We start from the raw sequence: 22,151 nt of genomic DNA on the forward strand, positions 1-22,151 counted from the left end.
CATCTAGGCCTCCGCCCGCGCCGCGGCCGGCTCCCGTGCCGGTCGCAGCACGAGCGCGGCCACGCCGGCGGCGACCGCCACGCCGCCGGCGGCGAGCGCGAAGCCGAGGTGGTAGCCGCCCAGCAGCGCGTCGGCCGCGGAGTGGCCGGAGCGCCGCAGCGCGCCCGTGCGCTCGTCGGCGACCGCGCCGACGACCGCCAGGCCGGTGGCGCTGGCGATGTACATGGTCACGTTGACGATGCCCGACGCGACGCCCGCGTCGGCCGGCGGGACGTCGGCGAGCGCCATCGTCAGGATCGGCACGAACGACAGGCCGGCGCCGAGGCCGATGAGGACCATCGCGGCCAGGACGAGCGGCGCGTAGGCGACGTCGGCCGACGCGAGCGCCAGCAGGACCAGGCCGCCGAAGGTCGCGGCCATCCCGGCCAGCAGCGTCGCGCGCGGGCCGAAGCGCGCGACGACCTTCGCGGTCGTGCCGAGCGACAGCGCCGCGACCGTGAGCGTCTGCGGCAGGAACGCCACGCCGGTCGTCAGCGGCCCGAGGCCGCGGGCGCGCTCGAAGTACAGGGCGCCGAGGAAGAAGCTCGCGTACAGGCCGACGCCGAGCGCCGCCCGGACCGCGCTGGCGCGCATCAGGCTGCCGATCGCCAGGACGCGACCGGGCAGGATCGGGTGCTCGATGCGGCGCTCCCAGACGGCGAAGGCCACCAGCAGCGCGATCGACGCGGCGGCGAGGCCGAGCGTCGAGCCCGACAGCCAGCCATGGTCGGGCGCCTTGACGATCGCGTAGACGCCGAGCATCGTCGCGACGGTCACGAGCGCGGCGCCGAGCAGGTCCATCGTCCCCTCGCCGCGCTGGCCGGTCTCGGCGACGACGCGCGCGCCGAGCCCGACGGTCGCGATCCCGATCGGCAGGTTGATGAGGAAGATCCAGTGCCAGCTCGCCGCGTCGATCAGCGCCCCGCCGGCCAGCAGCCCGAGCGAGCCGCCGCCGACCGAGACGAAGATGTAGGCGCTCATCGCGCGGGCGCGCTCGTCGGGGTCCGGGAACTCGACGGTGATCAGCGCGAGGATCGCGGCGGAGGCCAGCGCGCCGCCCACGCCCTGCAGGAAGCGGGCGGCGACGAGCACGACCTGGCCGTCGGCCGCCGCGCAGGCGGCCGAGGCGGCGGTGAAGAGCAGCACGCCGGCCAGGAAGACGCGGCGGCGGCCGAACAGGTCGCCGAGCCGGCCGGCGACCAGCAGGAACGACCCGTAGGCGATCAGGTAGGCGTTGATGACCCAGGTCAGGTCGGCGGGGGAGAAGTGGAGGTCGCGCCCGATGTCGCCGAGCGCGACGTTCACCACCGTCGTGTCGAGGATCACCATGAGCTGGGCGAGGAGGACGACGGCCAGGGCGGCGTATCGGCGGTCGATGGAGGTCATATGGATCGTCACCGTAACAGTGATGATCTTAATTTCAAGGACGATCGTCGTCGTTGTTACCATCCCGGCCTCGATGTCCCACGCCACCACGTCCGGGTCGATCGCGCTGCTGATGCGCGTGTCGCGGCGCGCCTACCGGCTGGTGCGCGCCAACGAGGACGTCCTCGGGATGAAGTTGAAGTCGTTCATCGCGCTGAACTACCTGCGCGAGGAGGACCCCGTCACGCAGCGGGCGCTCGGCGACACGCTGATGCTCGACGCCAACAACTGCGTCCTGCTGCTCAACGAGCTCGAGGAGCACGACTGGGTCCGGCGCGTGCGCGATCCGACCGACCGCCGGCGCCACATCGTGCAGATGACGCCGGCCGGCGTGAAGGCGCTGGCGCGGGCCGAGCAGGCGCTCGACACGCTCGAGGACGACGTGCTGACGGGGCTCGACGACGGCGATCGCGCGGCGCTGCAAGGCCTGCTCCGCCAGGCTGCCGACGGCTGGGCCTGACAACCTCGCCCGCAGGGGTGGCGCACAGCGGTTGTTCGTGCAACCATGCTGGTCTCGTGTCCACCACCACGACTGTTCCGGCCGTAGCGACCGGCGCTCTGGACGATCGCGAGCTGCGCGCCTGGCGCGGCCTGCTGCGCGTCCACGCCACGCTGTCCAAGGCCCTCGACAACCAGCTCGACCGCGAGCACGACCTCCCGCTGACGTCCTACGAGGTGCTGCTGTACCTCGCCGACGCCGAGGAGCAGAAGATGCGGATGTGCGACCTCGCGTCGTCCGTGATCCTCAGCCGCAGCGGGCTCACGCGCCTGGTCGACCGCCTCGAGCGCGACGGCCTGCTCGTCCGCGAGTCCTGCGCCAGCGACGCCCGCGGCGCCTTCGCGAAGCTGACGCCGGCCGGCCGCGAGAAGCTGACCGCCGCCCGCGAGACCCACCTCGCGAACGTCCGCGCGCTCTTCCTGGACCACCTCACGCCCGAGGAGCAGGACGTGCTGGGCGATGTGTGGGCACGCGTGCTGCCCGGCGCCGGCGCGGCAGCCGGCACCGACGACTGCGGCTGCTGAGGACGATCTGCGGGCCGCCCGCCCGCGCCTGATGGTCGCCAACGCGCTTCACGTGCTGGCGCACGCCGACGCTGCGCCGGCGACGTCAGCCACGACCGTGCGGGCCGCAGGATCGCCCTCCCGATGTTCACCGGTCTAGAGTTGCGCCGTGCCCGGTACGCCCCGCGCCGCTCGCTTCTCGCCGTGGGGACTTCTCGTCGCCGCGTGCGCGGCGGTGCTCGGCGTGGTCGCGCTCGGGCTGCTGGTGTGGTCGCTGGCGTCCTCGGAGGAGCGCTCGGTCTCCTACAGCGTCAAGGGCGCGTTGGCGGGTGTGTCGCTGGATCTGGCCGGCGCCGACGTCGAGGTGCTCGGCGGCGGGCGGGCGGTCGCGGTCTCGGTCAGCCATGTCGACCGCTTCGGCTTCGGCCACGGCCCGACCGCGCAGCGGACGATCGCGTCGGGCATGTTCAACGTCCGCTCGCGCTGCCCGCACACGATCCTGCACGGGTGCTCGGTGCGTTACCGCGTCGTCGTGCCCGACAACGTCCCGCTGGCGATTCGCACGACGAGCGGCTCGGTGCGCTTCCGCGGCTACCGCGGATCGGCGAGGATCACCACCGCGCGCGGGGACATCGACATCGCCGGCTTCTGCGGGTTCTCCCTGCAGGCGCGCGCCGACCGCGGCGGCGACATCAGCGCCACGACCGCGTGCCCGCCGCCGCAGCTGTCGCTGCGCACGACGACCGGCACGGTCCACGCGCGTGTGCCCGGCGGGCGCTACCGGATCGACGCGTCGACGTCGGGCGGCGAGCCCACGATCCGCGGCGTCACCGCCGACCCCGGCGCGCCGTTCGCGATCCAGGCGCTGAGCGGGTCGGGCGCCGTTAGCGTGGAGCGCGGGTCGTGATCGCCGCGCTGGCCCTGCCGCGGCGCGCCGGGCGCGCGACGATGACCGCGGCGTTCATCGGGACGACGGTGCCGATCGCGGTGTTCGGCGTCGCGGCGCTCCTGGTGGTCGCGGTCGGCGCGCTGCTGTGCCTCGTCGGCGTGGGCCTGCCGCTGCTGCTCGCCGGCGTCGGCGTGTGCCGGCGCGCGGTCCGGCTGGAGCGCCGCGCCGCCAACCGCTTCCTCGGGGCGCACATCCCGCCGGTCCACATCGGGGTGCGCGCGACGATCGGCGACCCGTGGCGCCGCGCGCGCGACACGCTGCGCGATCCCGGGCTGCAGCGGCTCATCCTGCGGCTGGCGGTGGCGCCGTTGATGACGGTCGTCGGCGTCGTCGCCGGCTTCGCGCTCGTCGCGCTGACGGCGTGGCTCGTCAAGCTCGGCGTGGAGGCGGTCGCGGGGCTGGGCGACTTCGACTATGCCGGGCCGGTCGCGTTCGGCCCGGCCGCGGGCATCGCGCTCCTCGCGCTGGCGCTGCCCAGCGCGGTGCTGGCGCTCGCGGTGCTCGACGGCCTCAACGACCCGCTGCGCGCGCTGACCTACCGGCTGCTCGTCCCGCGCGCCGATCTCGGCGCGCCGGTGCGCGAGCTGCTGGCCGAGTCGCTCGGCGACCACTCCGTGGCGATCGCCTACTGGCTGCCGGACCGCGAGATGTTCGTCGACGAGACCGGTCGCCGCGTCGCCCTGCCGGACCCGGCCTCCGGCCGCACCTGGACCGCGGTCGAGCGCGACGGCCGGCCGGTCGCGGCGATCGTGCACGACGCGGCGCTGGACACGACGAGCGAGCTCGTGCAGGCCGCGGCGGCCGCGTCCTCGCTGGCGATCGACAACGAGCGCCTGAAGGCCGACCTGCGCGCACGGGTCGACGAGCTGCGCGTGTCGCGCTTGCGGATCGTCGAGGCGACCGACTCGGCGCGCCGGCGCATCGAGCGCGACCTCCACGACGGCGCCCAGCAGCAGCTCGTCGCGCTGGCGCTGGAGCTGAGGCTCCTGCGCGGCCGCGTGGGCGACGAGCCCGAGGTCGTCGCGATGGTCGACGGGCTCAGCGAGCGGCTGGCCAGCGCGCTGGCCGAGCTGCGCGAGCTGGCGCGCGGCATCCACCCGTCGATCCTCAGCGAGCAGGGCCTGGCACCGGCGATCGACGCGCTGGCCGACCGCGCGCCGGTCGACGTGCGTGCCGAGGTCAGCGTGGAGGAGCGCCTCGCCGAGCCGGTCGAGGCCGCCGCGTACTTCGTCGTCGCCGAGGCGCTGACCAACGTCGTCAAGTACGCGCGCGCGTCCGGCGTGGACGTCGCGGTGCGGCGCACGTCCGACGCCGTGCTGGTCGACGTCGCCGACGACGGCGTCGGCGGCGTGGACGTCGCGGCCGGCAGCGGCCTGCGCGGCCTGCAGGACCGGCTCGCCGCGGTCGACGGCGAGCTGGACATCGAGAGCCCGCCCGGCGGCGGCACGAGGCTCCGGGCGCGGATCCCGGTGGCGGTCGTGGAGATCGAGGAGACGAGCGCATGAGGCGCGTCGCGTTGTTGATGGTGTCGGTCCTGGTCGGCATGCTGCTCGCCGGCTGCGGCAGCAAGACCAAGGTCGACGAGGGCCCGGTCACGGTGGCGGGCGGGACGGCGACGACGCCGTCGGGCGGCGCCGAGGCCGGCGCGCCCGACATGCCCGGCGGGACGCGCGCCGTCCGGATCGCCGTCGTCACCCATGGCCAGGCCTCGAGCCCGTTCTGGGCGATCGTGCGCAACGGCGTCGAGGCCGCCGGCCGGCAGATGGACGCGGTGATCTCCTACAAGGCGCCCGACGTCTACAGCCTCGACCACATGGTGGGGTTGATCGACCAGGCGGTGGTGTCCAAGCCCGACGGGTTGGTGGTGTCCTTGCCCGAGCCGGGGCTGGCGCCCGCGGTCCGGCGCGCGGTGAAGGCCGGGATCCCGACCGTCACCATCAACTCGGGCAGCGACATGTACAAGAAGCTCGGCGTGCTGGCGCACGTCGGCCAGCCCGAGGGCGAGGCGGGCTTCAAGTCCGGTGAGCGGTTGGCCAGGCGGGGCGTGCGGCGCGCGCTGTGCGTCAACCTCCTGATCCCCAACGTGGGCCTCGACGCGCGCTGCGCCGGCCTGGCGCGGGCGATGCGCGCGGCGGGCGGCCGCTCGACGGTCGTCCGGATCGACGACCAGTCGCCTTCGGCGCCGCAGGAGATCGCCGCGGCGGTCGCGGACGACAAGGCCGACGGCGTGCTGGCCATGAACTCGCTCAGCGGCGTCGCGGCGACCAAGGGCCTGGCCGGCGACAGCGGCGTCCTGATCGGCACCTTCGACCTCGGGCCCGACGTGCTGACCGCCGTCAAGGACGGCAAGCTCGCCTTCGCCGTCGACCAGCAGGCCTACCTCCAGGGCTACCTGCCGGTCGTCCTGCTCGCCGAGCGCGCCCGCTACGGCCTGTTCCCGGCCCAGGGAGACGTCATCCCGACCGGCCCGAACTTCGTCACGAAGGGCAACGCGGCGAAGGCCATCCAGCTCTCCTCGCGCTCTATTCGCTGAGGACGGCGCCCTCGGCAGCCTCCCGGTCGTCACGGGCCAGCACGCGGGGGCTGTCGGTGATGATGCGGCGGCGGCGCAGGCCGGCGAGGGTGCGCTCGGCGTCGTCGAAGCGCACGAGCGTCGCGTAGTCCTCGCGCCAGCTCGTCTCGATCGCGTGCGGCTCGAAGTCCTTGATCTGGCCGTCGAACTCGATGCGCGCGCCGCCGTGGCCGCCTTCGACGGCGATCCGGACGCTGCTGCGGACCCCGACGACGAGCGGCGGCGTCGAGCCGCCGTGCGCGGCCACGGGCGTGATCACGATCGCCTCGGTCCCGGTCGCGAGGATCGGGCCGCCCGCGGCCATCGTGTAGGCGCTGGAGCCCAGCGGCGTGGCGATCACGACGCCATCGCCCGCGAAGCGGACGTAGAGCTCGCCGTCGACGTAGACGCCGATGACCACCTGGTTGGCGCCCCGGCGGACGACGACGAGGTCGTTGATCGCGATGTACGGGACCTTGCCGTCGACGCTCACGCCGACGCCGGGCAGCGCGCGACGGTGCCAGTCGCCGGCGGCCATCCGGTCCAGCGCGCCTTCGACGTCGTCGGCCGACGTCGCGGTCAGCGCGCCGAGGCTGCCGCACGCGATCCCGAGCACCGGCTTGGCGTGCGGGGCGGCTGCGTGCAGCGCCGCGAGCGTCGTGCCGTCGCCGCCCAGCGCGACGACCAGGTCGACCGTCGCGGCGTCGCCCGGCGGCGCGACGACGCGGTCCTGGCCGGCGATCGGGACCTGCACCAGCTCGGCGCCGTGCCGCTGCGTCCAGGCCTCGAGCGCGGCGAGCGCGCCGAGCAGCGGGCGGTGCGGGTGCACCACCAGCCCGATGCGGTCGATCGGCCCGCCGGCCAGGCTCATGCGCTGGCCGTCGCGCCGGAGAGCTGGTCCACCTCGGCCTCGGTCAGCTCGAGGGTGTTGACCGGCAGGAGCTCGTCCAGCTGCTCGACCGTGCGCGCGCTGGCGATGGGGGAGGCCACGTGCGGCTGCGCGGCCAGCCACGCGAGCGCGACCGCGGCGACCGGCGCGTCGTGCGCGGCCGCGACGGCGTCGAGTGCGTCCAGGATCGCGACCGCGTCCGGGCGCTCCAGGTACTTCCCCGCAGCGCCGGCGCGCGGCGAGTCGACGGCGTCGCCGTCCGGCCGGTACTTGCCGGTCAGGAAGCCCTTGGCCAGCCCGAAGTACGGGACGACCGCGACGTCGTGCTCGGCGACGACCGGCGCCAGCGTGTCCTCGTAGCCGGTGCGCTCGACGAGGTTGTAGTGCGGCTGCAGCGCGACGTAGCGCGGCAGGCCCTTGCGGTCGGCGAGCGCGAGCGCCTCGGCCAGCCGCGGCGCGGAGTAGTTGGAGGCGCCGATCGCGCGGACCTTGCCGGCGTCGATCAGCTCGCCGAACGCGGCGAGCGTCTCCTCCAGCGGCGTGTCCTCGTCGTCCTGGTGCGCCCAGTAGAGGTCGATGTGGTCGGTCTGCAGGCGGCGCAGCGACGCGTCGGCGGCGCCGAGGATCGCGTCGCGGCCCAGGCCCTGGTTGGGCGGCAGCTGCGAGACCTTGGTGGCGACCACGAGGTCGTCGCGCCGGGCCGGGTGCTTGGCGAGCCAGGTGCCGATGATCGTCTCGGACTCGCCGCCGCCGTTGCCGTCGATCCAGGCCGAGTAGACGTCGGCGGTGTCGACGAAGTTCCCACCGCCGGCGACGTAGGCGTCGAGGACGGCGTGCGAGGCGGCCTCGTCCACGGTCCAGCCGAACACGTTGGTCCCGAGCGACAGCGTGCTGACGTCCAGGTCGCTGGCTCCGAGCTTGGTCATGCCCTCGAAACTAGCGTGGCGACGCCCACGCTAGGTTGACGGGCCGATGGCTTCCCCCTTGGAGATCCTCGCCCGCGACCCCGGCTCGCTGGCCCGTGCCGGCGTCCTGCGCACCGCCCACGGCGAGATCCGCACGCCCGCGTTCGTCCCGCTGGCCACCAAGGCGACCGTCAAGGGGCTGACGCCGCAGGAGGTCCGCGACCTCGGCTACGACATGGTGCTGGGCAACACCTATCACCTGTTCCTGGAGCCGGGCCACGAGCGCATCGCCGGGCTCGGCGGCCTCCACGAGTTCATGCGCTGGGAGCACCCGATCATCACCGACTCGGGCGGCTTCCAGGTGTTCTCGATGGGTCACGGGACCGTGGCCGACGAGATCAAGGGCCGCGCGTCGCACGGCGGCGCGCGGCACGGCAAGACGCTCGGGATCACCGAGGAGGGCGTCCGCTTCCGGTCCCACATCGACGGCTCGGAGAAGTTCCTGGCGCCCGAGACCTCGATGGAGATCCAGGCCGCGCTCGGCTCCGACATCGCGCTGGTCTTCGACGAGTGCACGCCCTTCAACGTCAGCAAGGACTACACCGCGCGCTCGACCGAGCGCACGCACCGCTGGCTCGAGCGCTGCCTGGACTGGCACGACGCCAACGGCCCGGAGGACCAGCTGGTGTACGGGATCGTCCAGGGCGGCGTCTACGAGGACCTGCGCCAGGAGTCGGCCCGGGTGATCGGCGCCTCGCGCGCCGACGGCATCGCGATCGGCGGCTCGCTCGGCGCCGACAAGCCGCAGATGTACGAGGTCGTGGAGATGGCGACGTCGGTCCTGCCGGAGGCGCCGCCGCGCCACCTGCTCGGCATCGGCGACATCGACGACCTGATCCGCGGCACGGAGCTGGGCATCGACACCTTCGACTGCGCGATGCCGACGCGCCTGGGCCGCCACGGCGTCGCGCTGATCCCGGACCCGGACAAGCGCTGGCGCGTCGACCTGACCGCCGGGCGCTTCAAGGACTCCGACGAGCCGATCTACGAGGGCTGCCCGTGCCCGACATGCGCCTACGGCTACACCCGCGGCTACCTGCGCTACCTCGTCAACAACCGCGAGCTGACGGGCCTGCGGCTGCTCGTGGTGCACAACCTCGCGTTCGTCCGCCGCACGATGACCCGGATGCGCCAGGCCATCGTCGACGGCCGGCTGGCCGCAGAGGCCGCGGCGCTGCGCGGCGGCCTCGCGCCCTAGCGCGCCCGCGGTCGGCGTGTCCGATCGCACATGGCGTCCGCGCCGATCGGTGAGAGGATGGCCTCATGATCGGGCAGGCCGTCCTCGCGGCGCTGGCTCCGGGCGAGCAGCAGCACCTGCTCGACGCGCGGCAGATGCAGGCGCTGTCGTTCAGCGTGCACATCCCGCTCGTGTGCTTCGGCACGGCGTTCCCGGCCATGATCCTGTTCGCGGAGTGGCTGTCGCATCGGACCGGCGACGCCGAGCTGCGGCGCCTGGCCCGGCGCTGGTCGCGCGTGATGGTCGCGCTGTTCGCCGTCGGCGTGATCACCGGCACGATCCTCAGCTTCGAGATGGGGCTGCTGTGGCCGGCGTTCACGGCGACGTTCGGCTCGGTCTTCGGCCTCGGCTTCGCGATCGAGGGCTTCTCGTTCTTCCTCGAGGCGATCTTCATCGGGATCTACGTCTACGGCTGGGACCGGCTGTCGCCGCGGCTGCACATGCTCAGCGCGGTCCCGATCATCCTCACGGGCTTCACCGGCTCGTTCATGGTGATCGCGGTCAACGCCTGGATGAACCACCCGTCGGGCTTCCATCTGGTCGGCGGCCAGGTGATCGACGTCCACCCGTGGCGGGCGCTGTTCGACAACCCGTACTTCTGGCACGAGATCGCGCACATGTACTTGGCCGGCTACATCGTCACGGGCTTCGTGCTCGCGGCGATCTACGGCTTCGGCTGGCTGCGCGGCCGGCGCGGGCGCTACGAGCGCGCCGCGCTGGCGATCCCGCTGACGATCGCCGCGCTCGCCGCGCCGGTGCAGATCCTGGTCGGCGACTGGGCGGCGCGCGACGTCGCCGAGTACCAGCCGACGAAGCTCGCGGCGCTCGAGGGGCTGGGCAGGACCGAGAAGGGCGCGCCGGTCCACATCGCCGGCTGGTACGACGCCGGCCGCGGCGAGGTGCGCTACGGCATCCCGATCCCGCACGCGCTGTCGTTCCTGGCCTTCCACCGGTTCAACGCGCAGGTCCAGGGGCTGGACGCCGTCGCGCCGGCGGACCGCCCGCCGGTCAACGTCACGCGCTTCGCGTTCCAGACGATGGTCGGCATCGGCACGCTGCTCGCGCTGCTCGGCGTCTTCTACCTCGTCGTGCGCGTGCGCTTCAAACGGCTGCCGGAGACGGTCTGGTTCTACCGCGCGCTCGTGCTCGCCGGGCCGCTGTCGCTCGTCGCGCTGATCGCCGGCTGGGTGACGACCGAGGTCGGGCGCCAGCCATGGGTCGTCTACGGCTCGATGCGGACGGCCCAGGCCGTGACCGGCGCGGGGCCGATCCCGTACGGCTACGCGACGCTGGTCATCGTCTACCTGGCGGTCGCGGGCGGCGTGGTGTGGATCCTGCGGCGCCTGGCGCGCGCGGAGCTGGCGGCGTGAGCCTCGCCGACGTCCCGATGCTGTTCATCCTCGCGGGCCTGATCGCCTACGTGGCGCTGGCCGGCCCGGACTTCGGCGCCGCGATCTGGCAGCTCACCGCTGGTCGCGACGAGGACGGCGAGCGGCTGCGCGACCTCGCCCACGACGCGATGGCGCCGGTGTGGGAGGCCAACCACGTGTGGTTGATCTTCGTCCTGACCGTGATGTGGACGAGCTACCCGGAGGCGTTCGGCTCGATCGCCTCGACGCTGTGCATCGCGCTGTTCCTCGCCGGGCTCGGGATCGTCGTGCGCGGCGCGGCCTACGCGCTGCGCTCGGGCGCGAAGGGGCTGCGCGAGCAGACGCGGATCGACACGCTGTCGGCCGGCTCCTCGATCCTGACCCCGTTCGCGCTGGGCGCCGCGATCGGCGGCGTCGCGTCCGGGCGCGTCCCGGTCGGCAACGCGGCGGGGGACCTCTGGTCGAGCTGGATCAACCCCACGTCCTTGATCACGGGCGCGATCGCCGTGGCGACCGCCGCCTACCTCGCGGCCGTGTTCCTCAGCGGCGACGCGGTGCGCCTCGGCCAGCCGGAGCTCGCCGAGCGGTTCCGGCGCCGCGCGCTCGGGTCCGGCGTGCTCGCGGGCGCGCTGGCGGCGGCCGGCCTCGTCGTCCTGCACGAGGACGCGCGCCGCATCTACGACGGGCTGGTGTCCGGCGACGGGCGCCCGGCGCTGATCGCCTCCGTGCTGGCCGGCGTCGCGACGCTCGCGCTCGTCGTCGTCCGCCGCTACGAGCCGGCGCGCTACAGCGCCGCGCTGGCGGTCGCCGCGATCGTGATCGGCTGGGCGCTGGCGCAGCAGCCAATCCTGCTGCCCGGCCTGACGATCCACCAGGCGGCGGCGCCGCACACGACGCTCGTCGCGGTCGTGATCGCGGTGACGGCCGGCGGGCTGATCGTCTTCCCGTCGCTGGCGCTGCTGTTCCGGTTGACGCTCGGCGGCACGCTGCGCGGCGGCCACGGCGACGAGGGCACCGCCGTGGCGCCGGCCGGCCCGCCGCCGGCTCGCGCGCTGGTCGACGTCGCGACCCAGGGCCTGCTCGTGCGCGGCGCGCTCGCGTGCCTGGTCGTCGGCTTCGGCTTCCTCTCCGTGCTCGACGCCGGCTGGGCGCACGCGATCGGCGTCGCCGCGCTGCTCGGCTTCATCGTGCTCGGCTTCGTCGCCGTGCTGCCGCGCGACCTGCTGGGCGACGCCTGACCAAGCGGCCAGAAGCGTCGAAAGGCCCTCAAGTGGAGCGGTTATGCGGCCGACCACGCACAGTGATGAGACGACTCGCTGCCTTCACCGCCGCCGTCGCCCTGCTGGCGACCGCCGCGCCCGTGCCGCTGGCCGGCGCGCAGACGTCCGAGGCGACGTTCAACCACCGCGCCAACGACGCGTGCGCGAGCGCGGGCGCGAAGATCGAGTCGCTCCCGACGACCGACGCCGACTCGGTCGTCAAGAACTTCCGCGCGACGACGAAGGTCCTCGACGGGCTCGTCAAGCGGCTGAACCGCATCGAGGCGCCGAAGGCGTCCAACAAGCAGTACCGCCGCCTCGTCGCGGCGCTGCGCCAGGAGAACGCCCTGCTGGTCCAGGCCCTGGGCCAGGCCCGCGCGCATCACGTCAGCAAGTCCGCGGACCTGCTGTTCAAGTCGGTCAAGGCCGGCCAGCGCAGCGTGCGGATCGCGACCGACCTCGACCTCACCGAGTGCGCCCGCGACCGCTACACGGGCGTCACGAACGGCTCGAACGGCTAGGGGAGCTCGGACCCCGACCCGACGCGCGGCAGCTTGCCCTTGGCGGCGGCTGGCCGCGCGTAGCGCGCGTTGACGTGGGTGCCGGTCGGCGCCCCGTCGCTGGCGTCGCGCTCCGCGGCCTGCGCCGCCTCGATCGCGGCGATGCCGTCCTTCGGCCGCGCCTGCTGGCCGCGCTCGACCAGCGGCTGCAGGATGCCGCGCAGCTTGATGAGGATCCACGACCAGCGCGGCGCGTAGGTGATCCGCAGCCGGCCGGTCACGCCGCGCTCGATCGCGTCGCCCGCGGCGCTGAGCGGGATCGGCTTGGTCATGAAGCTCGGGCTGGCTTCGCGCGACAGCACGGCGGCGGGATGCGCGAACGCGTCGCGCACCATGTCGGTGTCGATGAACCCGAAGTAGGCGACGCCGACCTTCGTGCCGGTGTGCGCGAGCTCGGACCGCAGCGCGTCGCCGAACGCCTCCACGCCGGCCTTGGCCATCGTGTACGGCCCCATGAGCGGCAGGTGCACGACCGCCGACATGGAGGAGATGAGCAGGATGTAGCCCTGGCGCTCGGTGACGTGGGCGACCGTGGCCCGGACCGTCCGCCAGACGCCGAGCAGGTTGACCTCGATCACGCGCTCGAAGTCCTCGACCGCCATGCCGGCGACCGTGCCGACGTTCGAGACGCCCGCGTTGGCGATGCAGACGTCGATGCCGGCGAAGCGCGCGACCGTGCCGTCCACCGCGGCCGCGAGCTGCTCGGGATCGGTGACGTCGGCGTGGAAGGCGGCGGCGCGATCGCCGAGCTCGGCGGCGCGGGCGTTCAGCTCGTCGGGCTCCAGCCCCACCAGCGCGACCGACGCGCCACGCGCGTACAGGCGCTTGGCGGCCTCGAAGCCGATCCCGCGCGCCGCGCCCGTGATGAACGCGACCTTGCCGTTGACGTCGTACTCCTCGCGAGCCATCGGCGAAGCCTAGGTCACGACCGGCCGGCCGCGCGCCGGCGTCAGCGCGTGTTGTCCTGGATCAACGACTTGAGGTCGGTGACGACCTGGTCGGCGTTGTCGTGGACGACCTCGCGCAGGTGCACGGAGTTGTCGTTGGACGACGTCGCCACGTAGGCCGCGGCGCCCGCGGCGACCAGGATCGCCATCAGGAAGAGGAAGGTGATGAAGCGCCGGAACGCCCCGCGGCGGCGCTTCTTGCGCGGCCGGGCGGCCGGCGCCTGGGCGCGCTCGCCGCGGGCGCGGGGGGACTCGCGGACCGGCGGGGGCGGCGCGGGCGCGGCGGGCGGCGGACGGCGCGGCTGGCGGGGCTCGCGCGGGACGACCAGCGGGCCGGTGCTGGGCTCGCCGGCCAGGACCGTGGTCGCCGAGGTCTCGTCGTCGTAGCCCCCGACCACGTGCGTCGCGTCCCCGTCGGGCCCGATCCCCTTGGCGCCGTCGACCACCGCGACGCGCATCGCGTCGGCGCTCTCGTAGCGGCGCCGCGGCGTCAGCGCCAGCGCGCGCTCGACCGCGACGCTCAGCGCCGGCGGGATCGACGGGTCGACGTGGTGCAGCGGCGGCGGGACCTCGCGCTGCTGCTTGAGCGCGAGCTCGGTCAGCGACTGCGCCTCGTAGGGCAGGCGGCCCGACAGCAGCTGGTACGCGACGACGCCCAACCCGTACAGGTCGGCGGCCGGACCGGCCTCCTCGCCCGCGGCCTGCTCGGGCGCGAGGTAGGCGGCGGTGCCCAGGACCGAGCCGACCTGCGTGATCGACGACTCGTCGGACGCGATCTTCGCGATGCCGAAGTCGGCGAGCTTGATCGTCCCGTCGGCCTCGCTGAGCAGCAGGTTGCCGGGCTTGACGTCGCGGTGGACCAGGCCGTTGCGGTGCGCGTACTCCAGCCCGCGGCAGGACTGGGCGATCCAGTCGACGGCCTCGTCGACCGGCAGCCGGCCGCGGTCGCGCAGGACCTGCGCGCCGGACGGCCCGACGATCCGCTCCATGACGATGTAGTGCCGGCCGCTGGCGTCGTCGAGGCCGAAGTCGTAGACCTGGACGATGTTGGGGTGGACCAGGCGCGCGGCGGCCATCGCCTCGCGGCGGAAGCGCGCGACGAACTGCTGGTCGTCGGCGAGGTGCTCGGCCAGGAGCTTGACCGCGACGTAGCGCTCCAGGCGCGAGTCGAACGCCACGACGACGGTCGACATGCCGCCGAGCCCGAGGCGCTCGCCCAGCTCGTAGCGGCCCGCGAGGATCTGCTGCCCGGGCGCGCTCACGGCGTCTGCCCCTCGCCCGGCGAGCCGCCGTTGTCGGCGGGTGGGACCGCGCCCGAGGTGTCGGTCGGCGGTGTCTCGACCGTCGGCGTCTGGCCCGAGGTGTCGGTGGGCGGCGTGGCCGTCGTCGGCGTCGTGGTGGTCGGCGTCGTGTCCGTCGGCGTCGTCGGCGTCGTGTCGGTGGTCGTCGTCGGCGTCGTCTCGGTCGGCGTCGTGTCGGTCGGCGTCGTCTCGGTCGTCGTGGTGTCGACGTTGGCCGCGGCGGCGGCCTGGCAGTCGTCGATCGCGTGCTGCTGCAGCGACTTGACGCCCGCGTTGATCCGCTTGCGCAGGCGCGAGTCGACCGGCTTGGTCAGCGACGTCGCGTCGTCGTGGAAGGTGTCGACCCGCGTGGCGAGGCCGTCGCAGCGACCGGTGTCGATCTGGGCCTTGATGTCGTCGAGCTGGCCGACGAGGTCCTGGGCGCGCTGGCCCGGGATCAGGTTCGAGCGATCGCTGCCGCAGCCGGTCGCCACGAGGGCGGCCAGCGCGAACCCGCACACGAGCGCGAGGAGGTGGGGGATGGGTGCGCGACCCACGCCTACTGACCGTACCCAAGGCGCTCGGCCAGCGAGGCCGGTAGCCGCGCGTTGCGAATGGCCGCCTGGGCGCCCGAGATGTCGTACTCGGTGCGCCGCCATTGCGCGCGCCAGAGGTCGGTGTCGAGCAGCAGCCAGGCGGCGCGCGGGTCGTTGTCGCGGGGCTGGCCGACGCTGCCGGGGTTGAGGATCCACTCGCCGGTCGAGAGGTCGACGGCGTCGCCGCCGCGGCGCGGCTCGCCGGTCGCCGGCTCGCCTTCGGGGCGCACGAACGACAGCGCGACGTGCGAGTGGCCGACGAAGCCGACGCGCTGGCTCATCGTGTCGAAGCACAGCTCGGCCAGCAGGGAGCTCAGGACGTACTCCCAGACGGGGTCGCGCGGGGAGCCGTGGAAGAGGCCGACGTCGCGCATCTCGCCGGCGGGCGAGAGCGCGCGCAGCCAGGCCGCGTGGTCCGGGTGCAGGACCTCCTGCGTCCAGCGCGCCGCGATCGCGGCGCCGCGCGAGAACTCCTCCAGCGACAGCTCGCCGGTGACGGCCATGTCGTGGTTGCCGCACAGCACCGCGTCGGCCTGCTCGCGGATCCTGGCGCAGCAGTCGTTGGGATCGGCGCCGTAGCCGACGATGTCGCCCAGGCACCAGAGCTCGTGCACGTCTTCACGCTCCACGTCGGACAAGACCGCGTCGAGGGCGTGAAGGTTGCCGTGGATGTCGGAGAGAACCGCGATGCGCATGCGAAAAGGCGCCTTCGGCGCCGTTGACCCAGCCGGTCAGGCTATCGTGGGCGGCCGCGCGCCAGCTAGGCGCGGGGCGCGTCGTCGGGGTCGTCGTCCCCGTTGAACTCGGGGAGGTTCTTGATGCCCTCGCGGGTCTCCCACTTCGAGTAGTTGTCCTGCATCGCGTCGATCAGCTCGCGCATGAACTTCGGCGAGACGTTGATGCGCGTGACGACGACGCCGGGGATCTCCTCTTCCTCGACCTCGTGGTCGACGCGGGCGAACGTGACGGTGAACTCGTAGTCGGAGTGGCTGACGTTCGCGAAGTTCGCGTAATGCCCCGCCATCTGCTTCGGATCGAAGTGGATGTTGATGTGGCGCTCGGGACCTTGGTGCTCGTCAGCCATGCGTGCCAGTATCGCAACCTCATGAAGATCGTCGTGCTGGCCGTAGGGCGCATCAAGCCTCCGTATGCGGACGACGTCCAGCACTACCGCAAGCTGCTGGGCGGTCTGGCGCGCGTCGAGGTCGTCGAGGTGCGCGACGACGAGGCGGTGGCGCGGCGGATCCCCGAGCGGGCGTTCGTGTCGCTGCTGGACGCCGGCGGCGAGATGATGGACTCGGTCGCCTTCGCGCGCTGGATGGAGGACCGCCGCCAGCAGGGGCGCGACGTGTGGTTCGTGATCGGTGGGGCGTTCGGCGGGGTCCAGCTGGACCGTGTCGACCACCGGCTGTCGTTCGGGCCGATGACGCTTCCTCACCAGCTGGCGCGCGTGGTGCTGCTCGAGCAGGTCTACCGCGCGCACAAGATCCTCGGCAACGAGCCCTACCACTACTGATGGCCGACGACCGGACGCCGGAGACGCGCGCCCAACGGGAGCTGCGCCAGTTCGTCGCCCGCCTGGCGCGGCTGGGCCTGGCGATCCTCGCGCTGGTCTGCGTCGGCGCGGTCGCGCTGTCGCTGACCGAGGAGGTCTCGCTCTGGGTCGGCCTCCTGCACGCGCTCGACATCGTCGCGACGACCGGCGCCTACCCGCCCAAGCACGAGATCGGCGTCGAGATCGTGCGCGTGCTGCTGACGCTGCTGGGCGTCGGGACGTTGTTCTACGCCTTGGTGGCGGTGACCGAGCTGCTGGTCGCCGGCCACGTGGCCGACATGCTGGCCGCGCGTAGGATGCAGAAGATGATCGACGCGACCACCGACCACTTCATCATCTGTGGCTACGGTCGCGTGGGTCGCCAGGTCGCGCGGGACCTGCGCGGCGCCGGCGCGCGCTACGTCGTGATCGACGCCGACCCGGCCAACCGCGAGGTCGCGGCGGGCATCGGCGTCCGGTTCATCGAGGCCGAGCCGTCCGACGACCGCGCGCTGCGCCAGGCCGGGATCGAGCGGGCGCGGGCGGTGATCGCGTGCGTGGACTCCGACGCCGAGAACGTCTTCATCACGCTGACCGCGCGCGAGCTGTCGCCCGACATCGCGATCGTCGCCCGCGCGTCGCAGGAGGACTCCGAGCGCAAGCTGATCCGCGCGGGCGCCACGCGCGTGATCTCGCCCTACAAGGCGTCGGGCGTCGAGATGGCGCGGCTGGCGCTGCATCCGCAGGTCTCCGGCGTGCTCGACGTCGCCGCCGAGTACCGGATGGAGGAGATCACGGTGACCGCCGGCTGCGCGGGCGTGGGGCAGACGATCGGCGACATCCGGGGCGGCTCCTACATCGTCGGGCTGCGCCCCGCGGCGGGCGGGTTCGAGCCGCAGCCGGCACCGGAGACCGTCTTGGGCCCCGGGGACGTCATCATGGCGATGGGAACACCACGCACGATGGACCGACTCGAGACCTTGTTCGCCACCACTTCCACCACCGGAGCGTCTCTGTGAGCGCCTCGCCCGTCGACACCCTGCGGGCGGCCGTCGAGGCCGCGGCCGCCGCGACCGCCGGTGAGGACGTCGCCGCGCCCAAGTCCCGGCCGACGCTGGAGCGCCCGCGCCAGGCCGACCACGGCGACTACGCCACCAACGCGGCCATGTTGTACGCCAAGGCGTTGAAGGCGTCGCCCCGCGACGTCGCGCAGCGGCTGGCGGACTCGCTGACGTCCGAGCTGGGCGCGTCACTGGAGCGCGTCGAGGTCGCCGGCCCCGGGTTCCTGAACCTCTTCCTGTCCGACGCCTGGTACGTCGACGCGCTCGGCCACGTCCTGTCGGCCGGCGACGCGTACGGCGCGGGCGGCGCGGACGCGTTCGAGAAGGTCAACGTCGAGTTCGTCTCCGCCAACCCGACCGGGCCGCTGCACGTCGGCCACGCGCGCAACGCGGCCTACGGCGACGCGCTGGCGCGGCTGTTCTCCTACGTCGGCCACGACGTGACGCGCGAGTTCTACGTCAACGACTTCGGGTCGCAGGTCGAGAACTTCGGCAGGTCGGTGCAGGCGCGCGCGCGCGGCGAGGAGGTCCCGGTCGACGGCTACGTGGGCGACTACGTGGCGACGCTGGCCCTCGAGATCGCCGACGCGGCGACGCGGCCGGTCGAGGACGTGGGCCTGGAGGCCGTGGCGATGATGGTCTCTCGCGCGCGGGACTCGCTGCACGCCTTCGGCGTCGAGTTCGACGTGTGGTTCAGCGAGAAGTCGCTGCACGAGACGGGTCCGGACGGCACGTCGGGCGTCTCGCACGGCTTCGACGTCCTGCGCGAGCACGGTCACGCCTACGAGGGCGAGGGCGCGCTCTGGCTGCGGACCACGGACTTCGGCGACGACAAGGACCGCGTCATCCAGCGGTCCAGCGGCGAGCACACGTACTTCGCCTCCGACATCGCCTACGCGCAGAACAAGCGCGACCGCGGCTTCGATCGCATGGTGTACGTGTTGGGTGCCGACCACCACGGCTACATCGGCCGGATGCGCGCCGCCTACGAGGCGCTCGGTGGCGAGCCGGACCGGTTGGACCTGCTCATCATGCAGTTCGTCCACCTCGTCCGCGGCGGCGAGAAGGTGTCGATGAGCAAGCGGGCCGGCGAGTTCGTCACGCTCGACGAGCTGGTCGAGGAGATCGGCGTGGACGCGTCGCGCTGGTTCCTGCTCAACCGCTCGCACGACACGACGATCGAGGTCGACCTCGCGCTGGCCAAGAGCGAGACGTCCGAGAACCCCGTGTACTACGTGCAGTACGCGCACGCGCGGATCGCGGCGGTGCTGCGCAAGGCCGGCGACGAGCGCGTGGCCGACGTGCTGGCCGAGGGCTTCCCGCCGTCCGGGCTGGAGCTCCATCCGAGCGAGCGGGCGCTGATCTCCAAGCTGCTGGCCTGGCCGCAGGAGGCCGGGGAGGCCGCCGACCGGCGCGCGGTGCATCGCGTCGCCTCCTACGCGCTGGAGCTGGCGCAGGCGTTCTCGGCGTTCTACCGCGACTGCCAGGTCGTGGGCGCCGAGCCCTACGCGCTGGAGTCGTTCCGGATCGCGCTGAGCGTCGCGACGCAGCGGACGGTCTGGCGGGCGCTGGACCTGCTCGGGGTCAGCGCGCCGACCGAGATGTAGCCGAACGCTCGCCCAGGGGGCGAGGTTCGATCGCGAGTGTTCGCCCAGGAGGGGCGAGACTCGCACTCAGAGGTTGTAGAGGAAGTCCAACCCGAGGTTGGACAGCGCGTGCTGGGCCTTGGCGTTGAGCGTGGTCAGCTCGCCGCTGAGGATCAGCAGGCCCATCACGATGAGGATCGCTCCGGAGACGGCCGTCACGATCACGTGGCGGTCGCGCAGCCAGCGGAAGGCGCCGGTGGCGCGGTCGAACGCGACGGCGGTGATCAGGAACGGGATCGCGAGGCCGAGCGAGTAGCAGGCCAGCAGCAGGCCGCCCTGGCCGACGGTGTCGGAGGTCGCCGCGGCGGCCAGGATCGAGGCGAGCGTGGGGCCGACGCACGGGGTCCAGGCGATCGCGAACGCCAGCCCGGCGATCACGGGGCCGCCGGCGCCGGCGCGGACGATCAGCGCCTCTGGACGCCACTCGCGGTTCAGGCGCGGGACGAAGAGCGTGCAGACGAAGAAGACGCCGAGGATCACGATCATCCAGCCGGCGATGCGGTTCAGCGTGTCCTGGTGGTCGTGCAGCGTCGAGCCGATGCCGGTCGCGCTCATGCCCAGCGCGACGAACATCACCGTGAACGACAGGCAGAAGATGATCGCGGGGCCGAGGATCTTGCCCAGCGGGCGCTCCTCGCCGCGGATGTCCTCCAGGCTGACGCCGCTGATCGCCGACAGGTAGCCCGGGACGAGCGGGAGCACGCAGGGCGAGATGAAGGACACGAAGCCGACCGCGAAGGCGGCGAAGACGGTCGTGTCGACGTTGGTGGTGGCGGCGAGGATCACGGCGGGTCAGACGTCGTACCGGGCGAGATCTTCCTCGAGCCGGGCGGAGTCTGCGTCGGTCAAGCGGGGGCCGTCGGTGGCGGGCGCCTCCACGCGCTCGCGGCGGCGCCACTTCGGCAGCACGATCGCGGCGGCGATCAGCGCGAGGAGGACGAGGGCGATGGGGACGAGGTAGGCGGCGAGGCCGAAGCCGCTGTCCTTGGGGGAGGCCAGCACGCGGTCGCCGTAGTTGTCGACCAGCGCGTCCTTGATCTCGTCCTTGGTCTTGCCGGCCTTGATGAGCCGGACGATCTCGCGCCGCTCGGCGTCGGCCTGCGGCGAGTCGGCGATCGCGAGCGGGACGCCGCAGGAGACGCACATGACCTCGGACTCGACGGCGTTCAGGGAAGTCCTGGGCTGCGGCGCAGCGGTGGCGGTCGCCGTCGCCGTCGCCGTGAGGAGGACCATCGCGATCAGGAGGGCGAGGCGCCTCAAGACTTCTGCGCCTCGGCGATCGCGCGGTTCAGGAAGGCCTGCTTGACGACGCCGCGGGAGACGGCGACGACGCGCCCCTTCGCGTCGATGACGAACGTCTCGGGCAGCGCGCGGGTTCCGTACTTCTGGGCGAGGTCGGTGCCGACGTCGCGGAGCGAGGGGTAGCTGACCTTGAACTCGCGCTCGAACGCGGTGGAGTCGTCGGCGGCGTCGTTGAACGTCGCGCCGAGCACCGTGCCGAGGCCCTTGGCGGTGAGCTGCTGCTGGGTCTTCGCGAGGATCGGCGCCTCCGAGCGGCACGGCTCGCACCACGAGGCCCAGAAGTTCAGGACCACGATCTTGCCCTTGTAGTCCGCCAGCGACTGCTGACCCTCGCCGTTGAGGATCGGGCGAGCCATCGTCAGGCCCGGCGCGGTCGGCCGCTCACCCTTCTTGACGGCGTCGTCCAGCGTCGTGTCCTGCCCACCGTGGACGACCCCGTAGACGAGAAGCGCGACCAACGCGGCCGCCAACCCACCGACCACGATCGGAACCACCCGCCTCTTGCGCACCTCGGTCACGGCGCACAGGGTATTGCGACGTCCCGTTGCGCCGGTGTTAGGCCTGATCGCCTAGACTCCACCTCCCGCGCGGGTGTAGCTCAGTTGGTAGAGCGTTGGCTTCCCAAGCCAAAGGTCGCGGGTTCGACCCCCGTCGCCCGCTTCCGAAAGTCCCTGGAGTACCGGACTTTCGGCTGGGTCGCGCCCAGCGAGCGCGATGGTGTCTCCACCGCATTGCAGCATCCCGGCGCCCCGAGAAGGGCACACCGGGCCCTGGAGACCCGTCGCGACGGCTCAGCATCGTCGCCGCCAGAAAGAACATCGACCGCCGCAACGCGGTCAGGCCGCCCGCGCCACTACCGTCTTGCACATGGCTTCCAGTGATGGCGTGCGTTCGGTCAAGATCGGCGCCGACGAGCGGACCGGTTGGTCCTCCGAGCGCCCGCAGCGCACGAGCTCCGGCCCCGGGCGCCCGAAGCGGCCGGCCGGACGCGCGCTCGCCGTCGCGGCGTCCGACACGCTGAGCTTCCCGTCCGGGAGCCTGGTGGTCGTCACGGGCGCCGACGCGGTGACCGTCCACCGTCTCGTCGCGCGCCTGCTTCCGCGCCCCGCGCTGGTCTCCTACGACACGCTGGCGCGCGCCGTCGCCGAGAAGGTGCCGGCCGAGCAGGTCGGCGAGGTCACGCTGCGGCTGGTGGGCAAGCGCGTCGCCGAGCGGCAGGCCGAAGGCCAGGCGACCGTGATCGAGACCGGCGATCTCTCCACCGAGCTGCGCTCCGCGCTGGCCGCACTCGCCGACCGGCGTGCCGGCTCCCACTTGGTCGTCCTGGACTCCGGCCGCAAGGCCGTCGGCGACGACGAGCGCTTCGAGGCGCTTCGCGCGGTCGTCGCCGGCGCGCGCAGCGGCGAGATCGGCGCCGAGGGGTTCTCGACCGCCATGGTGCTCGGACGCGTCGACCTCGACAAGGTCACCGGCATCGAGTTCGTGCAGCGCCGTCGCTGAGCGGACCGAACGGCGGGGGCTCCCGCGGAGAATGCCGCT

24 protein-coding genes and 1 tRNA gene are annotated in these 22,151 nt (G+C 73.0%); 14 read left to right on the forward strand and 11 right to left on the reverse strand.

What is annotated here, in order from left to right; all coding sequences use genetic code 11:
* Positions 1–3: 3 nt before the first annotated feature.
* Positions 4–1,425 carry an MFS transporter gene (locus DSM104299_RS08210; RefSeq protein ID WP_272476811.1) on the reverse strand — a complete coding sequence of 474 codons (1,422 nt, stop codon included), beginning with the start codon at positions 1,423–1,425 and terminating at the stop codon, positions 4–6.
* 73 nt (positions 1,426–1,498) lie between these two features.
* Between DSM104299_RS08210 and DSM104299_RS08215 the strand changes: the two genes are divergently transcribed.
* The 5 genes from DSM104299_RS08215 to DSM104299_RS08235 all read left to right on the forward strand — a co-directional run bounded on the left by DSM104299_RS08215 (position 1,499) and on the right by DSM104299_RS08235 (position 5,948).
* A complete protein-coding gene (locus DSM104299_RS08215; RefSeq protein WP_272476812.1) occupies positions 1,499–1,924 on the forward strand; it encodes a MarR family winged helix-turn-helix transcriptional regulator in 426 nt (141 codons plus the stop codon).
* A gap of 56 nt (positions 1,925–1,980) precedes the next feature.
* Positions 1,981–2,487, forward strand: coding sequence for a MarR family winged helix-turn-helix transcriptional regulator (locus tag DSM104299_RS08220; protein WP_272476813.1), 507 nt, complete (start codon positions 1,981–1,983; stop codon positions 2,485–2,487).
* Positions 2,488–2,635: 148 nt separating this feature from the next.
* Positions 2,636–3,373, forward strand: coding sequence for a DUF4097 family beta strand repeat-containing protein (locus tag DSM104299_RS08225; protein ID WP_272476814.1), 738 nt, complete (start codon positions 2,636–2,638; stop codon positions 3,371–3,373).
* Complete coding sequence (locus tag DSM104299_RS08230) at positions 3,370–4,920, forward strand: sensor histidine kinase (protein ID WP_272476815.1); 1,551 nt, start codon at positions 3,370–3,372, stop codon at positions 4,918–4,920. The genes DSM104299_RS08225 and DSM104299_RS08230 overlap by 4 nt, the downstream gene beginning before the upstream one ends.
* Complete coding sequence (locus DSM104299_RS08235; RefSeq protein WP_272476816.1) at positions 4,917–5,948, forward strand: substrate-binding domain-containing protein; 1,032 nt, start codon at positions 4,917–4,919, stop codon at positions 5,946–5,948. Before DSM104299_RS08230 ends, DSM104299_RS08235 begins: the two co-directional genes overlap by 4 nt.
* Here DSM104299_RS08235 and DSM104299_RS08240 read toward each other — a convergent pair.
* Both DSM104299_RS08240 and DSM104299_RS08245 read right to left on the reverse strand, forming a co-directional pair.
* The gene (locus tag DSM104299_RS08240; protein WP_272476817.1) at positions 5,938–6,837 is read right to left on the reverse strand and encodes an NAD(+)/NADH kinase; all 900 of its coding nucleotides are present in this window, start codon (positions 6,835–6,837) and stop codon (positions 5,938–5,940) included. The genes DSM104299_RS08235 and DSM104299_RS08240 overlap by 11 nt on opposite strands.
* Positions 6,834–7,781, reverse strand: coding sequence for an aldo/keto reductase (locus tag DSM104299_RS08245; protein WP_272476818.1), 948 nt, complete (start codon positions 7,779–7,781; stop codon positions 6,834–6,836). Before DSM104299_RS08245 ends, DSM104299_RS08240 begins: the two co-directional genes overlap by 4 nt.
* Positions 7,782–7,827: 46 nt before the next feature.
* On the opposite strand from DSM104299_RS08245, the gene tgt reads away from it, so the two are divergent.
* The 4 genes from tgt to DSM104299_RS08265 all read left to right on the forward strand — a co-directional run bounded on the left by tgt (position 7,828) and on the right by DSM104299_RS08265 (position 12,207).
* A complete protein-coding gene (gene tgt / locus DSM104299_RS08250) occupies positions 7,828–9,018 on the forward strand; it encodes a tRNA guanosine(34) transglycosylase Tgt (RefSeq protein ID WP_272476819.1) in 1,191 nt (396 codons plus the stop codon).
* 65 nt (positions 9,019–9,083) lie between these two features.
* The gene (locus tag DSM104299_RS08255; protein ID WP_272476820.1) at positions 9,084–10,427 is read left to right on the forward strand and encodes a cytochrome ubiquinol oxidase subunit I; all 1,344 of its coding nucleotides are present in this window, start codon (positions 9,084–9,086) and stop codon (positions 10,425–10,427) included.
* Positions 10,424–11,665: a cytochrome d ubiquinol oxidase subunit II gene (locus tag DSM104299_RS08260; protein WP_272476821.1), complete on the forward strand. Its 1,242-nt coding sequence runs from the start codon at positions 10,424–10,426 to the stop codon at positions 11,663–11,665. The genes DSM104299_RS08255 and DSM104299_RS08260 overlap by 4 nt, the downstream gene beginning before the upstream one ends.
* Before the next feature lie 65 nt (positions 11,666–11,730).
* Positions 11,731–12,207, forward strand: coding sequence for a hypothetical protein (locus DSM104299_RS08265; protein ID WP_272476822.1), 477 nt, complete (start codon positions 11,731–11,733; stop codon positions 12,205–12,207).
* On the opposite strand, the gene DSM104299_RS08270 is transcribed toward DSM104299_RS08265, so the two are convergent.
* From DSM104299_RS08270 to DSM104299_RS08290, 5 genes are all read right to left on the reverse strand, one after another.
* Entirely contained in the window at positions 12,204–13,154 is a 951-nt protein-coding gene (locus tag DSM104299_RS08270) for a short-chain dehydrogenase/reductase (protein WP_272476823.1), read from the reverse strand. The two genes, DSM104299_RS08265 and DSM104299_RS08270, sit on opposite strands and share 4 nt — an antisense overlap.
* Positions 13,155–13,195: 41 nt before the next feature.
* Positions 13,196–14,455: a protein kinase domain-containing protein gene (locus DSM104299_RS08275; RefSeq protein WP_272476824.1), complete on the reverse strand. Its 1,260-nt coding sequence runs from the start codon at positions 14,453–14,455 to the stop codon at positions 13,196–13,198.
* A complete protein-coding gene (locus tag DSM104299_RS08280; protein WP_272476825.1) occupies positions 14,452–15,030 on the reverse strand; it encodes a hypothetical protein in 579 nt (192 codons plus the stop codon). Before DSM104299_RS08280 ends, DSM104299_RS08275 begins: the two co-directional genes overlap by 4 nt.
* A gap of 2 nt (positions 15,031–15,032) precedes the next feature.
* On the reverse strand, positions 15,033–15,764 hold the full coding sequence (locus tag DSM104299_RS08285; protein ID WP_272476826.1) for a metallophosphoesterase family protein: 732 nt from the start codon (positions 15,762–15,764) through the stop codon (positions 15,033–15,035).
* Positions 15,765–15,829: 65 nt separating this feature from the next.
* Positions 15,830–16,153 (reverse strand): DUF3467 domain-containing protein, encoded by a 324-nt coding sequence (locus DSM104299_RS08290; protein WP_272476827.1) that lies wholly within the window; start codon positions 16,151–16,153, stop codon positions 15,830–15,832.
* Positions 16,154–16,174: 21 nt separating this feature from the next.
* Between DSM104299_RS08290 and DSM104299_RS08295 the strand changes: the two genes are divergently transcribed.
* From DSM104299_RS08295 to argS, 3 genes are read left to right on the forward strand one after another with little or no spacing between them, the layout of a single operon-like run.
* Positions 16,175–16,585, forward strand: a complete 411-nt coding sequence (locus DSM104299_RS08295; RefSeq protein WP_272476828.1) for a 23S rRNA (pseudouridine(1915)-N(3))-methyltransferase RlmH — start codon at positions 16,175–16,177, stop codon at positions 16,583–16,585.
* A complete protein-coding gene (locus DSM104299_RS08300) occupies positions 16,585–17,622 on the forward strand; it encodes a potassium channel family protein (RefSeq protein ID WP_272476829.1) in 1,038 nt (345 codons plus the stop codon). Before DSM104299_RS08295 ends, DSM104299_RS08300 begins: the two co-directional genes overlap by 1 nt.
* A complete protein-coding gene (gene argS / locus DSM104299_RS08305) occupies positions 17,619–19,271 on the forward strand; it encodes an arginine--tRNA ligase (RefSeq protein WP_272476830.1) in 1,653 nt (550 codons plus the stop codon). The genes DSM104299_RS08300 and argS overlap by 4 nt, the downstream gene beginning before the upstream one ends.
* Positions 19,272–19,337: 66 nt before the next feature.
* Here the strand turns inward: argS and DSM104299_RS08310 are convergent, their stop codons facing one another.
* Genes DSM104299_RS08310 through DSM104299_RS08320 form a run of 3 tightly spaced genes read right to left on the reverse strand, consistent with a single transcriptional unit; the run spans position 19,338 to position 21,130 of the window.
* A complete protein-coding gene (locus DSM104299_RS08310; RefSeq protein ID WP_272476831.1) occupies positions 19,338–20,096 on the reverse strand; it encodes a cytochrome c biogenesis CcdA family protein in 759 nt (252 codons plus the stop codon).
* Positions 20,097–20,102: 6 nt separating this feature from the next.
* A complete protein-coding gene (locus tag DSM104299_RS08315) occupies positions 20,103–20,570 on the reverse strand; it encodes a cytochrome c-type biogenesis protein (RefSeq protein ID WP_272476832.1) in 468 nt (155 codons plus the stop codon).
* Positions 20,567–21,130 carry a TlpA family protein disulfide reductase gene (locus DSM104299_RS08320; protein WP_272476833.1) on the reverse strand — a complete coding sequence of 188 codons (564 nt, stop codon included), beginning with the start codon at positions 21,128–21,130 and terminating at the stop codon, positions 20,567–20,569. The genes DSM104299_RS08315 and DSM104299_RS08320 overlap by 4 nt, the downstream gene beginning before the upstream one ends.
* A 69-nt stretch (positions 21,131–21,199) precedes the next feature.
* On the opposite strand from DSM104299_RS08320, the gene DSM104299_RS08325 reads away from it, so the two are divergent.
* Both DSM104299_RS08325 and DSM104299_RS08330 read left to right on the forward strand, forming a co-directional pair.
* Positions 21,200–21,272: transfer RNA gene (locus DSM104299_RS08325), tRNA-Gly, on the forward strand.
* Between the two features lie 207 nt (positions 21,273–21,479).
* A complete protein-coding gene (locus DSM104299_RS08330; protein WP_272476834.1) occupies positions 21,480–22,112 on the forward strand; it encodes a hypothetical protein in 633 nt (210 codons plus the stop codon).
* Positions 22,113–22,151 lie beyond the last annotated feature (39 nt).

It is taken from the genome of Baekduia alba, assembly GCF_028416635.1.
GTDB classification, from domain to species: Bacteria; Actinomycetota; Thermoleophilia; order Solirubrobacterales; family Solirubrobacteraceae; genus Baekduia; species Baekduia alba.